Source organism: Amycolatopsis sp. NPDC054798 (genome assembly GCF_053611505.1).
In genome coordinates this window covers 1-15,082 of record NZ_JBSHAM010000146.1, presented here as the reverse complement: position 1 = coordinate 15,082, position 15,082 = coordinate 1, and the positions used below count along the sequence as shown (strand labels likewise).

Annotated in this window: 12 protein-coding genes; 7 read left to right on the top strand and 5 right to left on the bottom strand. The window is 70.5% G+C overall.

Annotated elements, in window-relative coordinates; translation table 11 throughout:
- Positions 1 to 86: 86 nt before the first annotated feature.
- A complete protein-coding gene (locus ACWGIC_RS42205; RefSeq protein WP_452081560.1) occupies positions 87 to 719 on the bottom strand; it encodes a class I SAM-dependent methyltransferase in 633 nt (210 codons plus the stop codon).
- A 58-nt stretch (positions 720 to 777) separates the two neighbouring features.
- Here ACWGIC_RS42205 and ACWGIC_RS42200 point away from each other — a divergent pair, with 58 nt between their 5' ends.
- Positions 778 to 1,530 carry an SDR family oxidoreductase gene (locus ACWGIC_RS42200; RefSeq protein WP_452081559.1) on the top strand — a complete coding sequence of 251 codons (753 nt, stop codon included), beginning with the start codon at positions 778 to 780 and terminating at the stop codon, positions 1,528 to 1,530.
- Here ACWGIC_RS42200 and ACWGIC_RS42195 read toward each other — a convergent pair.
- Positions 1,514 to 2,545: an SDR family oxidoreductase gene (locus tag ACWGIC_RS42195; RefSeq protein ID WP_452081558.1), complete on the bottom strand. Its 1,032-nt coding sequence runs from the start codon at positions 2,543 to 2,545 to the stop codon at positions 1,514 to 1,516. The genes ACWGIC_RS42200 and ACWGIC_RS42195 overlap by 17 nt on opposite strands.
- Positions 2,546 to 2,616: 71 nt before the next feature.
- On the opposite strand from ACWGIC_RS42195, the gene ACWGIC_RS42190 reads away from it, so the two are divergent.
- Entirely contained in the window at positions 2,617 to 3,495 is an 879-nt protein-coding gene (locus ACWGIC_RS42190) for a LysR family transcriptional regulator (RefSeq protein ID WP_452081557.1), read from the top strand.
- Here ACWGIC_RS42190 and ACWGIC_RS42185 read toward each other — a convergent pair.
- Positions 3,492 to 4,958, bottom strand: coding sequence for an ABC transporter substrate-binding protein (locus tag ACWGIC_RS42185; protein ID WP_452081556.1), 1,467 nt, complete (start codon positions 4,956 to 4,958; stop codon positions 3,492 to 3,494). The genes ACWGIC_RS42190 and ACWGIC_RS42185 overlap by 4 nt on opposite strands.
- 133 nt (positions 4,959 to 5,091) lie before the next feature.
- Between ACWGIC_RS42185 and ACWGIC_RS42180 the strand changes: the two genes are divergently transcribed.
- Positions 5,092 to 6,390: an LVIVD repeat-containing protein gene (locus ACWGIC_RS42180; protein WP_452081561.1), complete on the top strand. Its 1,299-nt coding sequence runs from the start codon at positions 5,092 to 5,094 to the stop codon at positions 6,388 to 6,390.
- Positions 6,391 to 6,517: 127 nt separating this feature from the next.
- Here the strand turns inward: ACWGIC_RS42180 and ACWGIC_RS42175 are convergent, their stop codons facing one another.
- Positions 6,518 to 7,450 carry a TetR/AcrR family transcriptional regulator C-terminal domain-containing protein gene (locus tag ACWGIC_RS42175; RefSeq protein WP_452081555.1) on the bottom strand — a complete coding sequence of 311 codons (933 nt, stop codon included), beginning with the start codon at positions 7,448 to 7,450 and terminating at the stop codon, positions 6,518 to 6,520.
- A 117-nt stretch (positions 7,451 to 7,567) separates the two neighbouring features.
- Here ACWGIC_RS42175 and ACWGIC_RS42170 point away from each other — a divergent pair, with 117 nt between their 5' ends.
- The 3 genes from ACWGIC_RS42170 to ACWGIC_RS42160 all read left to right on the top strand — a co-directional run bounded on the left by ACWGIC_RS42170 (position 7,568) and on the right by ACWGIC_RS42160 (position 10,683).
- The gene (locus tag ACWGIC_RS42170) at positions 7,568 to 8,629 is read left to right on the top strand and encodes an FAD-dependent oxidoreductase (RefSeq protein ID WP_452081554.1); all 1,062 of its coding nucleotides are present in this window, start codon (positions 7,568 to 7,570) and stop codon (positions 8,627 to 8,629) included.
- A 102-nt stretch (positions 8,630 to 8,731) separates the two neighbouring features.
- A complete protein-coding gene (locus ACWGIC_RS42165) occupies positions 8,732 to 9,694 on the top strand; it encodes an alpha/beta hydrolase fold domain-containing protein (protein ID WP_452081553.1) in 963 nt (320 codons plus the stop codon).
- 23 nt (positions 9,695 to 9,717) lie between these two features.
- A complete protein-coding gene (locus tag ACWGIC_RS42160; RefSeq protein WP_452081552.1) occupies positions 9,718 to 10,683 on the top strand; it encodes a helix-turn-helix domain-containing protein in 966 nt (321 codons plus the stop codon).
- Here ACWGIC_RS42160 and ACWGIC_RS42155 read toward each other — a convergent pair whose 3' ends face one another.
- Complete coding sequence (locus ACWGIC_RS42155; protein ID WP_452081551.1) at positions 10,684 to 13,281, bottom strand: bifunctional FO biosynthesis protein CofGH; 2,598 nt, start codon at positions 13,279 to 13,281, stop codon at positions 10,684 to 10,686.
- A gap of 135 nt (positions 13,282 to 13,416) precedes the next feature.
- On the opposite strand from ACWGIC_RS42155, the gene ACWGIC_RS42150 reads away from it, so the two are divergent.
- Positions 13,417 to 15,039 carry an IS1634 family transposase gene (locus tag ACWGIC_RS42150; protein WP_452081550.1) on the top strand — a complete coding sequence of 541 codons (1,623 nt, stop codon included), beginning with the start codon at positions 13,417 to 13,419 and terminating at the stop codon, positions 15,037 to 15,039.
- Positions 15,040 to 15,082 lie beyond the last annotated feature (43 nt).

The following is a 15,082-nucleotide window of genomic DNA, read 5'->3' as shown; positions in this document are numbered from 1 at the left end:
TTGCGCCTTGTGGCTCTCTTTTTGTTAATATTATCCCCACATGTACCCCTTCACGGACTTCTGCGGAAGCGGGGGACCCGTCCTTTTCAGCGCCCGGCGACCAGCAGGTGGAAGGCCCGCGGCCCGTCGCCGAGCCGGTCGTGGCGGCGGAGTTCGAGACCCGCGTCCGCGAGCGCTTTTTCGATCTCCTCCGGCGGGCGCAGCCGGAAACCGTGGCTGGTGAACGGCATCTCGCGCATCATTTCGGGATCTCCGACGCCGACGACGAACCGGCCGCCGCTGGTGAGCACCCGCGCGACCTCCGCGAACGCGGGGACCAGGTCGGGCACGAAATAGACCGTGTTCACGGTCAGCGCGGCGTCGATCGTCCCGTCCTCCAGCGGAAGCTCGGCCATTCCGGCCTGGTGCAGCACCAGCCGTCCGGCGGCGAGGTTCTTCGGGAACGTCCGCCGCGCCCGGGCCAGCGCGGTTTCGGAGATTTCCGCGCCGTGCACCGTGCCGCCCTCGGTGGCCCGCAACAGCAGGTCGAGCCCCAGCCCGCCGCCGAAACCGAGGTCCAGCGCGGTTTCGCCGCGGCGGATCCCCAGCGCCTCGACCGCTCCGGTGACCGGCCCGCGGTTGACGTTGTTGAGCAGCCGGACGACAGCCTGCCCGGCCCGGCCCCGCGGATGGCCCAGCTGTTTGGCGATGCCGGCGAGCAGAGTGTCACGTGGTCCCATGCGCCCAGTGTGCCGCGATATGGCAACGTGCGGGCGAACGGACTTTCGAGGAGGCCGCGTGCGGGAGAAGACTGTGCCGGAGAAGACTGCGGTGGTCACCGGGGCGGGTTCCGGTTTGGGCCGTCGGATCGCCGGGGCGCTGCTCGGCGCCGGGTACCGGGTCGTGCTCGCCGGACGTCGCGAGGACGCCTTGCGCGAGACGGCGGGTTCGGACGCGAACGCGCTGGTCGTGCCCACAGACGTCGCCGATCCCGCTTCGGTGGAGGCGCTTTTCTCCGCGGTGCGCGACGAGTGGGGCCGGTTGGACCTGCTGGTGAACAACGCCGGGGTGTCGCTCGGCGGCACCGTCGCGGAGCTGTCCGTCGAGGACTGGCGGCGCACCGTCGACACGAACCTCACCGGCATGTTCCTCTGTGCGCAGCAGGCCGTGCGGCTGATGCGGGACCAGGAACCGCAGGGCGGCCGGATCATCAACAACGGCTCGATCTCCGCGCACGCGCCCCGCCCGGCGAGCGTCGCCTACACCGCGACCAAACACGCCGTCACCGGCCTCACCCGGTCGATTTCGCTCGACGGCCGTGCTTGGAACGTCGCGTGCGGGCAGATCGACATCGGCAACGCGGCCACCGAGATGACCGAGCGGATGGCCGCGGGCATCCCGCAGGCCGACGGTCGGCTGCTGGCCGAGCCGACCTTCGACGCGGGCCACGTCGCCGACGCGGTGCTCTACATGGCGGGATTGCCGCTGGACGCCAACGTCCAGTTCCTCACCATCACCGCCACCACGATGCCGTTCATCGGCCGGGGATGACGTGGTCGCGGCGGAACTCGTCGAACAGCCGGTAGAACATCTGCTCAGTGTCCACATAGGAGTGGAAACCGGCGCGGCGTGCCTTCGAGGTGTCCGCGAACATGTCGTAGTCCCAGGAGAACACGAAGTCGCCGAAGGCCCACGAGGAGACGTCGGCGTATGACGCGGTGAGGCCGTGCTTCGCCGCCATCTCCGTCCACAGTGGTTCCTTGTCGGCCATGACCGTGGTCAGCGGCAGCTGCAACGGCGGCGCGACTTCGAGGTCGAAGTACGCGGCCAGCTTCGGCCACAGCTCGCGCCAGCGGAAGAGGTCGCCGTTGGCGATGTTGAACGCTTCGTTGCGGCTCGACGTCGCCGCCCACACCGTGCCCTCGGCGAGCAACTGCGCGTCCGTCATCTCCAGAAGACTGTCGTACGCGCCGGGTTTGCCGGGAAACCGCAGCGGCAGGCCGAGTTCCTTCGAAATCGAGGCGTAGACCGCGATCACGAGCGCGAGGTTCATCGGATTGCCCAGCGTCGTCCCGCCGACGACGGACGGCCGGATCGCCGACCACGACCAGCCGCCGGCCGCGGCCCGGCGTTCCAGGAACTTCTGCTGGTCCACATTGAACTCCGGCGGCATGTGCCGTCCGGCGTCGGCTTCGCGGGCGGGAGTCTTGAACGGGCCGAGGTGCGCGCCGTAGACCTTGTAGCCCTGCATCAGGCTGACGTGCTCCAGCGGGCCTTCGTCGAGGCCGTTCACCAGGTTCTCCAGCATCGCCACGTTCGGCGGCACGAGTTCCGCCCACGTCGGCCGGTCCTGGTAGGCCGCGTAGAACAGATGCGTCGCGCCGACGCCGGACAGTGCCGCCCGGGTGTTCGCCGGGTCGAGCAGGTCGACGGCGAGGCTGCCCGGCCCGCCGCGACGGGAGAGCCCGAGCACCTCCCAGCCGTCGAGAGTCCGCAGGTGGGAGATGAGTTTCCGGCCGATGATCCCGTTGGCCCCGGCCACGAGGGCCACGCGTGTGCTGCTCATGTCTTCGATCTTGACCTTGTCTCGCTGATGAGTCCAAGGCTTAGTTATCACCGCTTCGATAAACTGGGCTTATGACAAGTTTGCGGCAGCTCGAGTACCTGGTCACGGTGGTCGACACCGGTTCGTTCACCCGGGCCGCCGAGCAGCTGCACGTGACGCAGCCCGCGCTTTCGCACCAGATGCGGGCGCTGGAACACAGTGTCGGCGGGCCGTTGCTGGAACGGCTGCCGCGTTCGGTCCGGCTCACGCCGATGGGCCGCGCGATGCTGCCGCACGCCCGCGCCGCGCTCGCCGACGCCGAACGCGCCCGGTGCGCGGCCCGGCAGGCGTCCGGCCAGGTCGCCGGAGAACTGCTGATCGCCACGGTCTACTCGGTGAGTCTCGGCGTGCTGCCGCCCGCGCTCCGGGTGTGGCGGCGCGAGCGGCCGGACGTCGACGTGCGGCTTTTCGAATACCGTCACGCCGACGAACTGCGCGACGCGATGCTGGCCGGGGAAGCGGATCTCGCGATCGGCCCGCGTCCGGCGGGGTGGGCCGGCCCGGTGCGGTCGCTGGGCACCGAAGAGTTCGTCGTGGTGCTTCCGGCCGACGGCGCGACCGAGTCCACTTCGGACGGTACGGTCGAGCTGGCCGAACTCTCCGACTGCGCGTGGGTGCATTACGCGCCTGGTCACGGCTTGGCGGAACTTCTCGACGCTGCTTGCGCCGAAGCCGGGTTCCGGCCGCGGCCCGCGGTGCGCACGGAACAGACCGCGGCCGCTCCCTTGCTCGCGGCGGCCGGGCTGGGGCCCGCGCTGGTCCCGGCGAATGTGCTGCCTGCGGAGTTCAGCGGCCGGGTTTTGCGTCCTGGCAAGCCGATCCGGCGCGAGCTGGTCGCTTACGGCCGCAGCGAACCCGATCCGTTGACCGCAGCGTTCGGCGAAGTGCTGACGCGGCACGCACGGGTTTAATCACGCAGCCGCGCGAGGTCGATCCCGGCGAACGGCACCGTCACCGCGTCGTGCACCCGGGCCGACCAGACGGCATGGCCGTGGCCAGTCCACAGTGGAACCGCCGGAAGATCCCGCAGGGCCTCGTTCTCCGCGACCCGGAACAGTTGCGCGGCTTCTTCCGGTGACGCGGTGGTTTCGGCGGAGTCGAGGTCCGCGGCGAACCCGGCGTCGGTGTAACCGGCGGCCTCGGCGAGAGTGTGCAGGAGGTCGGCCGGGCTCGGCGAGACAGCCTTGACTTCCAACGCGTACGGCCCGGTTGGCGTGCCCCAGCTGGCTTTTCGCTGCGCGGTGACCGAAATTCCCAGGCTCTTCGACAAGCCGTCGGCCAACGCCCGCGGCCACGTGCCGTCGAAGCTGTCGTAGTACACCGCTGCGTCGCCGGTGAATCCCGCCTGGTTCAACAGGGATTTGGCGGCTGGACCGTCGAAAGTGCACGGCCGGCAGCCCCCGGACCGCTCGCCGGGCGCGACCACGGGCGGCAGCAATCCCTTGGCCGCGTCCGCTTGGTGGGCGAGCGGACCGGACTCCAGCGCGCTGCGGTCGGTGCCGAGCGCGAACGCGTGCCGCACCGCCGGGTCGGCGAATCGCGTCGCGCCGGCGGAGAACACCAGGTACCCGGCGCGCGGGAGCGCCCACATCGCGTGCCGGTCCGCGAAATCGGCGTGCATCGCTTCGTGCCGCTCGCCCGGGACGGACGTGGCCACGTCGAGTTTGCCCTCCTTGACGTCGTCGTACTGCTCCGCCGGCTTGCCGACCCGCAACTCGATTTCCTTGGCCCGTCCCGGATCCGGCGCGACCCGCACGAGCTTGCCGCCGGAGCCGGACTGCCAGTCGCCCTCCAGCCGCAGCGGGCCGTTGCCGATCGGATGGCGGGTGAATCCGTTCCAGTCGCGCGATTTCAGCACCGACGCGGGCAGCGGAACGAGCCCGGGCGCGGACAGCCAGGCCGGCACCTGGTTCGACGGCGCGGCGAGCACGATCCGCAGCTGGTTCCCGTCGACCGCGGTGATTTCCTTGGCGCGCAGCGACTTCGTCAGCACCGGGGAGCTTGCCCAGTGATGGCCCGCGATCGCCCTCCAGGTGTCCACATAGGACTGGGCGGTGACCGGTGTGTCGTCGTGGAACCGGCCGGGACGCAGCCGCACGGTCCAGGTCACCCGGTCCGCGCTGCTGATCGATTCGGCCGCGCGCGGGGTGACTTTTCCGCTGGCCGGATCGTAATCGGCGAGCGGCGTCCACAGCGCGCCGGTGACGAGCCGGCCGGACGGATCGGTGACGTCGGCGGGCAGCAGGGTGCCGGGTTCGCCGAGGCCGACCGTCAGGACTCCGGGCCGGGTGGGTTCGGCCGACGACGAACAGCCGGAGAGGCCGCCCGAGACGACGGCGGCGAGCGTGAGCGGGACCAGCAGACGCGATCGCATGCTTCTTACTACCAGGTGGAAAGCAACGAAAGGCGGTTGTGTCCGGTTAGGGACCGGCTTAAAGTACTTCCGTCACACTGGGGTCTCCTGGAGGTTTCGCGTGCGTCGTTGGTGGATTCGTTCCGGACTGGCGATGGCGACCGCGGCCGCGACTCTCGTCGCCACCGGATTGCCCGCGGCGGCCTGCGAAGACGACAAGCCGGTCACCGAGGCGAAGCACTCCCTGGGCGATCCCGGAGCGATCAAGGGCGTGGAGCCGGTCGGCAATGTGCCGGACGCGCAAGGGGCCATCTCGGCGAACTTCCTCAGCTACGGCAAACGCGACGTGATGGTGGTGTCCGGCCAGTTCGGCCTGAAGGTCTACGACCTGACGGACAATCCGGCGAAGCCGCGCGCGATCGGCGAGCTGAGCCTGCCCGGGCTGTGGGAAACCGAGGACACCGAGGTCGACGCGAAGCGCAAGCTCGTGTTCCTCTCCCGCGACCCGCGCGCGTTCAAGGGCAACACGCACACCGGCGAGTCCGGGATCTACGTGGTCGACGTGGCGCATCCGGAAAAGCCGGAAATCCTCAGCTACGTCAAGGTCCCGGCGGGCCACACCACCAGCTGCGTCGACGACTGCCGCTACCTCTGGACCGGCGGCCCGGCGAAGGCCGACAACCAGCCCGCGGACTGGGGCGGCCGGCCGATTTGGGTGACTGACGTGCGCAACCCGCGCGACCCGAAGGTGCACCCGGACCCGATCGAACTCGCCCGCAACGACGGCAAAACCGACTACGTGCACGACGTGCAGGTGGACAACATGGGCGTCGCGTGGGTGTCCGGCGCGGGCGGCGTGCGCGGCTACTGGACGTCCGGCCTCCACCGCGATCCGGTGCAGCACCGCTATCGCATGGCGACGGCGCTCAAGCCGGTGCCGTACGCGGGCGGCGGAGTGTCGGAAACCGCCGCGCCGTCGAAGTTCCTGCACAACAGCTTCCACCCGGTCGGCGCACGCGACGACGGCGCCTGGCGCGGCCACGACCTCGTGTACGCCACCGAGGAAAGCTTCCTCCCCGGCTGCGCGGGCGACGGCGTGCTGACCATCTCGTCGCTGGAAGGCTCGTACCAAGGCGAAGGCTGGCGGTCCACGCCGGAGAAGCCGTTCCGGATGCGCAGCGTCGGCACCTGGGGCGTCGCCGGGCAGGAAGGCAGCGACCCGGTGTCCGACGACTGCTCGGCGCACTACTTCGACCTGCGCGGGAATGTGCTGGTGCAGTCGTTTTACGCGCAGGGGACCCGGTTCCTGGACGTGAGCGATCCGTCGAACCCGACCCAGATCGCGTACTTCCGGCCGGCGGACGCGGCTTCGTGGGCCCCGTACTGGCATGACGGGTACGCGTATGTGGCCGACAACAAGCGCGGGATCGACATTCTGAAGCTGACTGCTTAGCGGCCGTCCTCCGGTACGCCGAAGTCCAGCCAGGTGACGATGTCGCCTCGCCTCGAAACCGTCGCGGCGATGACACCGCACCCGAGGTCGCGTCATTCGCGGATCGCGGGAACGAGACGGAAGCGGTTCACACCCGCTGATCCTGCCGCCCGGCACTCGCCCCGCCAACCGGATATCGAACAGCCAGCCCGTCCAGCAACGCCTGCAGCCCGATCTCGAACAGCTTGTCCAGATCCAGCTCGTACCCCTCGGCAAGATCCGACACCATCCGCGCCAGCACCGGATACCGCCCCGACCCCGTCAACGCCGCGTACCCCCGCGCCTGCGTCTCCATCCACTGGTCCTCGGTGATCCCCGTCGCGCCCATCGCGTGCCGCTCCCGCTCCAGATGCATCGCAGTGCCCTGAATGTGGTTGTAGAACAACACATTCAGATCGCACAGATCAGCCGAGTTCAGCCCGAACACCGACAACGCGGCCAGCGCGCGTTCGTTGTGCGCCGCGAGGTTCGGCAGCGGCCAAGGCCGGGTGAGCGGTACGAGATGCGCCAGCCACGGATGCCGCCGGTGCACTGACCACAGCGTGCGCGCCGACAGCTCCAGCTGCGCCCGCCACCCCTCCGGTTCCCGCGCCGGATAACCGATTTCGCCGTACACGGCGTCCGCCATCAGGAAGATCAGTTCGTCCTTTCTGGACAGATACCGGTACGGAGCCATCGCCGGAACGCCCAACCGCGCGGCAAGCCCGCGCATCGACAACGCCGCCACGCCTTCCGCGTCGGCGATCGCGATCGCCGTGCGCACCAGCCGGTCCCGGGTCAGCATCGGCCGTTTCGCCTCGTCCGCTGCGGGCTGACCGGCGACGACATGGCCCGACCGCGGCTCGGCGCGGAGCAAGCCCTCGCGGCGCAAAACGTCGAGCGCCTTGGCTGCGGTGGCCGTCGCGACACCGTGCGTCGAAGCCAGCAGGCGCGTAGACGGCACTTTCGCACCCGGCGGCAGCTGCGAGATCTCCTCCCGCAGGACCGCGGCGATCCGAAGGTACGGCGGTTCGGTCGGCATCGGCGTCCCGTCTGTACTAGGTCAGGGGGTCATCTGTACTAGGTCAGTTTTGGCAGGCAAAACCAGGTCAGGGCAGGTTCATCCAGGTGAGGAAGCAGCGTACAGAGGGGGCAGGACATGCCTGAAGCACTGGTTAGCGGAGCGGGGATCGCCGGATGCGCGTCGGCCTACTGGCTGAGCCGCAACGGCTACGACGTGACGGTCGTCGAGCGCGCCGAGGGGTTGCGCAGCGGTGGTCAGGCCGTCGACATCCGCGGGGTCGCGCTGGAGGTCATCGAGCGGATGGGCCTGGGCGAGCAGGTCCGGGCCAAGCGCACGAGGATGCGCGGGATGTCGATGCTCGACGCGTCCGGCACCGAAGTGTTCCGTTCCGAGGAACGCACCTACAGCAGCGGGCGGCTCGACAGCGCGGACATCGAGATCCTCCGCGACGACCTGGTCGAGCTGCTGCACCACGCGGCCGACGTCGAGTATCGCTTCGGCGAACAGATCACCTCGCTCGACGCCGACTCCGGCCGGGTGGAATTCGCCGGGGCCGAGCCGCGCACGTTCGACTTGATCGTGGGCGCGGACGGCGCGCACTCGGCGGTCCGGCGGCTCGCGTTCGGCCCGGAGGACCAGTTCCGCCGCTACCTCGGCCAGTACCTGGCGATCTTCCCGGCGGCCAACACCCTCGGCCTCGAAGATTGGCAGTTCTGGTTCCAGGGCGAGGGCGTCGGCGGCGCGGTCTACCCGGTTCCCGGCAACGAGGAGCTGCGGGTGACGCTCGGCTTCGGCGAGCCGGAGTACCGCGAGATCCGGGACGTCGCGGAGCAGAAGAAGCTCGTCGCCGAGCGGTTGCGCGAGGTCGGCGGACCGGTGCCCGGCCTGGTCGAGGCCATGGCGGACTCCCGGACGTTCTTCTTCGACGCGATGCTCCAGATCCACCTCGACCGCTGGACGACCGGCCGGGTGGCGCTGGTCGGCGACGCGGGGTACTGCGCGTCCGCTCTTTCCGGGCAGGGCACGAGCCTCGCGCTGGTCGGCGCGTACGTCCTGGCGGACTCGATCGACGACTACGAGACCCGGATGCGGCCGTTCGTCGAGCTGAACCAGGCGCTGGCCACCGAAAACGCGACGGGACCCGCGCCGGAGGAATCGGTCGAGCGGGCGAAGAACGCGATCAGCCTGACCCGCTAACCCGCCACTTGGCGGGAGATTCCCGCCGCCCGGCTGGCCGCTTCCGGCACCCGGGCGGCGAGGATGGGTCCAGTACCCGATCCCGTCCAGGAGGCCCCCGACATGACCGCCTATCCGCCGCTCCCGTTCGACCCCGAGCTAGCCGCGGCGCTCGAAGTGCTCGCGGCCGAGCGTCCGCCGATCAAGACGCTCGAGTCGATCCCGGCGGTGCGCGCGGCCGCGGCGAAGCGGCAAATCTCGCTGGACGAGATCACCGCCGACGGCGCGCTCGAAGTGTCCGAAGTGGAGGCCGAGGGGCCGAGCGGTCCGATCCCGCTGATCGTCGCGCGCCCGGCCGGGGCGGTCGACGTCCCGGTGCTGTACTGGCTGCACGGCGGCGGCATGATCATCGGCGGCCACAAGGGCGGGGACCTGTACGTCCTCAAGGAGTACGCGACCGAACTGGGCCTCGGTTTCGTGTGCGTCGACTACCGGGTCGCGCCCGAGCACCCGCATCCGGCGCCGGTCGAGGACTGCTACGCCGGTCTGGAATGGACGGTCAAGCACGCCGCCGAGTACGGCTTCGACGCCTCCCGGGTCGTGATCGGCGGAGCGAGCGCGGGCGGCGGGCTCGCGGCGGCGACCGCGCTGCTCGCCCGGGACCGGAGCGGCCCGGAACTGCTCGGCCAGCTGCTGGTGTACCCGATGCTCGACGACCGCAACGACTCCCCGTCGGCGATCCAGATGGCCGAGATGGGCAGCTGGGACCGCACCGCGAACAACGTCGGCTGGACGGCCCTGCTCGGCGACGCTCGCGGCGGCCCGGACGTTTCGCCGTACGCCGCGCCCGCGCGCGCCGAAGACCTGTCCGGCCTCCCGCCCGCGTTCCTCGACGTCGGGAGTACTGAGACCTTCCGCGACGAGGTCGTCGCCTACGCGAACCGGCTGTGGCTGGCCGGGGTGCAGGCGGAACTGCACGTCTGGCCCGGCGCCTTCCACGGCTTCGACGGCTCGGCCCCGCAGGCAGCGCTGTCGCAGCAGGCCCGCGCCGAGCGGTTGCCGTGGCTGCGGCGGCTGCTCGGCTGAACCGGAAGAGCGATGATGGACCGATGAGGGAGCTGGTCACGAGGCTGAGCGCGCTCGACCCCGGCGCGGCCGAGACGGTCAAGGTCATCGCGTATTTCGACCGGCTGGTCGAGGGCCGCGCCGGGCTGGAGCCGATCGTGCGCGGGGCGGCGGTGCTGTCCGGCTGCCCCGCGCGGCTGGCCGACGACGAACGCCGGGTGCGCGTCCGCGTCGAGCCGGACGGGCGCGTGGTGCCTTCGGCCGAGCCGCCCGATCCGGAATGGCCGGCGGCTCCGGTGCGCCCGGACGGGCCGGTCGCGTTGTGGCTGGAACGGTCCGGTCCGGCGAGCCCGGTGGACGCGATGGTGCTGGAGCGCGCGGCCGCGGCGGCGCGGTCGGTGCTGGACCGCACGCGCGGCCGGGTCGTCGATCCGGCGTCGGTCGAAGTGGTGCTCGACGCGTCCGCGGACGAGAAAACCCGGCTCCGCGCCGCCCATCGCCTCGGGCTCGGCACGACCGCGCGGGCGGTCGTGAGCGACGCGGTACCGCTGGTCGTCCCTCCACAGTGGACTCCGCCGGAGCGCGCCCGAACCGGACTGGGGACCGTAGTGAACCTGGCCGACCTGCCGTTGTCCGGCGAACAAGCCAGGACGGCTTTCCGCTTCACGGCCACCGGAGACGACCCTGGACCGTCCGTTGTGGACTACGCCGAACTTGGCGGATTGGCGGTCCTCGCCGACGCGGTCGGCCCGCGAACCACACCGGTCGCGGACGTCACCAGCCTGGAGAACGCCCGCACGACGGCCGCGTGGGTCTTGCCCACGCTGGTCGCCGTAGCGGGCGCTCCGAGCCTGCGTGCCGCCGCGAACACGCTGGTAGTGCACCATTCGACCCTGCAGGAGCGCCTGGCCCACGCCGAACACCTGCTCGGCTGGCCAGTGCGCGATCCTTCCGGCCGGTTGCGGTTGCAGCTGGCTATTACGCTCTGGCGGCTGCACCGCACCGGCTGATCAGGGCGTAAGCAACGGCAGCAACGGCTTCCGCACCGCCGTCGCGACCCCGTCCGACGCCTGCGCCGCCGCGATCCGCTCGTCCGTCGGCGTCCCGTACGACGTGGTCCGCTGCCGCAGCGGGCGTCCGAGCGGCTCGACCATCGCGCGCATGTCGCTGATCGTCTTGTACGACCCGTTCGCCGCGCCCGCCATCCGGCTGATCGTCTCCTCCATCAGCGTGCCGCCGATGTCGTTGACGCCGCCCTGCAGCACCGCCCGGCTGCCTTCCTCGCCGAGCTTCACCCAGGAACTCTGGATGTTGTCGAACGTGCCGTGCAGCAGCAGCCGGGACAGCGCGTGCACCGCCCGGTTCTCGCGCAGCGTCGTGCCCGCGCGGGCGAGCCCGGCCAGGTAGATCGGCGAGCTCTGGTGGATGAACGGCAGCAGCACGAACTCGCTGAACCCGCGCCGCCCGTTGCGTTCCACGCCCTCGCGTTGCAGTTTGGCCAGCAGCTTGAGGTGCCCGACCCAGTGGCTCGGGTTGTCCACGTGGCCGTACATCATCGTCGCCGTGGTCGGCAGACCGATGTCGTGCGCGGTGGTGACGACCTCGATCCACGCGTCGGTCGGCAGCTTGCCCTTGGTGAGCACCCAGCGCACGTCGTCGTCGAGGATTTCCGCCGCGGTGCCCGGCAGCGAGTCCACTCCGGACTCCTTCGCCCTGATCAGGAAGTCGCGAATGGACAGATTCGTCCGCGACGCGCCGTTCACGACCTCCATCGGGCTGAACGAATGCAGGTGGATGTCCGGCTGCCGCCGCTTCACCTCGGCCGCGAGGTCGAAGTACGCGGTGCCCGGCAGATCCGGGTGGATCCCGCCCTGCATGCAGATCTCGGTCGCGCCCGCGGCCCACGCCTCGTCCACCCGCTCGCCGACCTGCTCCAGCGACAGTGTGTACGCGTCCGCGTCGGTCTTCCGCTGTGCGAAGGCGCAGAACCGGCAGCCGGTGTAGCAGACGTTGGTGAAGTTGATGTTCCGCGTGACAACGAAGGTGATGTCGTCCCCGGCCACCTCGCGCCGCAGGTCGTCCGCCAGCTTCGTGAGCGCGTCCAGTTCCGGCCCATCCGCGTGCAGGAGCGCGAGCGCGGCGTCGTCGGACAGCCCGGCGGGGTCCCTTTCCGCGCTGCGCAACGCATCCCGGATGTCGGTGTCGAACCGCTGCGGTCCGGTCTTGATCTTCCGGCCGATCTCTTTCCAGTCGCCGTAGACCGAATCGAAGTCGCCGCGGCGGTCCTCGGTGCGGCCGGTGGTGTCGATCTCGGTGTGCAGGTCGGTGCGGCCGGATTCCTCCCAGCCGCCGTCCGGCTCCTGCCACGGGATCCCGACCGGCATCGCGCCGTCGCGGGCCAGGCCGGTCTCCCCGTCGACCAGCGCCGCGACGTGCCGCGTGACACGCGGGTCGAGCCACGGCTGGCCGCGCTTCACGTACTCCGGGTAGATGGTCAGCCGCTCGCGCAGCGCGAACCCGGCCTTCTCGGTCTGCCGGGCCAGCAGGTCGATCTGCGGCCACGCGCGCTCGGGGTTCACGTGGTCCGGCGTGAGCGGCGAAACGCCGCCCCAGTCGTCGATGCCCGCGCGGATCATCAGGTCGTACTGGTCGCCGATGAGGTTCGGCGGCGCCTGGATGCGCATCCGCGGCCCGAGCACCAGCCGGGCGACGGCGATGTTCGCGGCCAGCTCTTCGAGGTCGGCGTCCGGGGTCGCGCGCATTTTCGTGTCCGGCTTGGCCCGGAAGTTCTGCACGATGACTTCCTGGATGCCGCCGTACTCGCGCGCGGTCTTGCGGATCGCGAACAGGGCGTCGGCGCGTTCCTCGTGCGTCTCGCCGATCCCGATGAGCACGCCGGTGGTGAACGGCACCGAGCTGCGTCCGGCGTCCTCCAGCACGCGCAGCCGGACCTCGGGATCCTTGTCCGGCGAACCGTAATGCGGCCCGCCCTTCTCGCTCCACAGCCGGCGCGCGGTCGTCTCCAGCATCATGCCCATCGACGGCGCGACCGGCTTGAGCCGCTGGAAGTCCTGCCAGCTCAGGACACCCGGGTTGAGGTGCGGCAGCAGGCCGGTCTCTTCGAGCACCCGGATCGCCATCGCGCGGACGTAGGACAGCGTGTCGTCGTAGCCGTGCGCGTCCAGCCATTCGCGCGCGGCCTTCCAGCGGTCCTCCGGCCGGTCGCCGAGCGTGAAGAGGGCTTCCTTGCAGCCCATCTCCGCACCCTTGCGGGCGATGTCGAGCACCTCGTCCGGCGACAGGAACGGCGATTCGAGCCTGCCGGGGACAGTGACGAAGGTGCAGTAGCCGCACCGGTCCCGGCACAGCCGGGTCAGCGGGATGAACACCTTGCGGCTGTAGGTGATGATCCCCGCGCGACCGGCTTCTTCGAGGCCCGCGTCGCGGATGCGGGAGGCGTGGTCGGACAAAGTCTTGAGGTCGTCGCCTCGGGCGTGCAGCAGCACGGCCGCCTCGGCGACGTCGAGCGTCTTCCCGTCCCGCGCGCGGGCGAGCGCACGGCGCATGGCCGACGGGGTGGGCGTGGTCACGCCAGCTTCGGGCTCCATTCCCGCCACGCTAGGACCCGGCCGCCGCGACCAGCCAGCTCTTAGCCCGCCACGGCGCGCGCGAGGAGGCCGAGGTGATCATCCCCGCAGGTTGCGGGCTTGTCGGCGCGGTGCGGCGGCGGTATTACCTAAAGGGTGGCGTCAGTGATCGGGAAGCGCATCGGCGGGCGGACGTACTACTACCTCGCCGAGTCCGCGCGCGTCGACGGCAAACCGCGCGTGGTCGGCCAGCGTTATCTCGGGACCGCCGAGGACATCGCGGCGGCGGTGGCCGGCGGAGGCCCGGAGGCGGCTGGGGCGCGGCATCGGTCGTTCGGCGATGTTTCCGCCGTGTGGGGGACGCTGCAACGGCTCGATCTCGTCCGGCGCGTCGATGCCGTCGCCGGACCGCAGCGGGCCCGGCCGACTCTCGGCCTCCACGTCGCGCTCGCCGTGCTGCACCGGGCGACCGCGCCGGAGACGGAGTTCGAGGAGTGGTGGTCCGGCTGCCTGGCACAGGATCTCGTCCGGCCGCGGCCGCCGAAGGGCTCGATCACGACTGCGAGCCATTGGCGGGCGTTGCAGCGGCTTACTCCGGAACGGATCGCCGGCGTGGAAACCGTTGTCGCTGAAGCGGTTCTGGATTTGCTGGGCGACGACGGCACGGAGGCTTTGGCCGTCGACGTCGCGCAGTTCGCCGCGTTCACCGCCGCGGATTGCACGCTGCCGTCGGCCTGTCAGGACGTGCTGGCCGGGCTCGGCCTGGTCGTCACGCGAGACGGGGCGATTCCGCTGGCATCTCGGTGCTATCGAAGGGAAAACGCACCTACCTTCAGCGCACTGGCCGCCGAGCTGGGGGAGCGGTATCCAGCCACGGACGTCACGCTGATCTTCCACGCCGGGCAAGCCGCCCAGCTAGACCTCGGCGCGCGGACCGGGTTCGTCGGGTCGCTTCCGCTGGCGGACCATCCGGAATTGCTCGCGCGACCGGCGTCAGTGCGGCGGCGAGTGGACCCGGAACGGTTCGCCGGGCTGACCGCGTTCGACACGCTGGCGACTGTGGACGGTGCCCGCCGGCGCGTCATCCTCACCCATTCCGCGACGCTGCACGCGGCGCAGTATCGGGCGTTCACCAGCGAATTGAGCACTACGGTGCGGGAACTCGACGGGCTCGCGGCCGCACTAGCGGCGGGCACGCATCGCGGCGACCGGACCCAGGTGCACGCGGAGATGTCCCGGATCATCCGAGGCCGGCGCGTGGAACGGGTGCTGAACACGACCCTGACGGGCAGCCGGGCCGGGGAGCTCCGGCTGGAGCGGCGGGTGGACGAAGCCGCGGTCGCCCGGCTGGCGGAGGAGTTTTTCGGCAAGCAGATCCTCGTGACGGACCGGGACTGGCCGGTCGCCGAGGTCGTCACCGCTTACCGCGCCCGGACGTACCTCGACTCGACGTTCCGCTGGCTCACCGGGTCCGCAGTCGCCGGCCCGTCGCCGCGATGGGACTGGACTTCGCACCGGATCGCGGTGCACACGCTGGTGTCGGTGCTCGCCGCGACCGTCACGCACCTGATGCGGCGGGAGGCCGACCGGGCCGGAATGAACCTGTCCGTGGCTGAGCTGCTCGACCAGCTGCGGGGGATCGGCGAGACCGTGCTGCGGCACCGGTCCACCGGCGGACGTCCGCGCACGCGGCGGATCCTGTCCGATCGGACGGCCCGGCAGCAGGCGTTGTTCGAGCTGTTCGGGCTGGAACGGTTCGCCCCGGCTGACGGTCCGTGAAGGGCTCCTTGAGGGAATCAGATTCCCTCAAGGAGCCCATGAC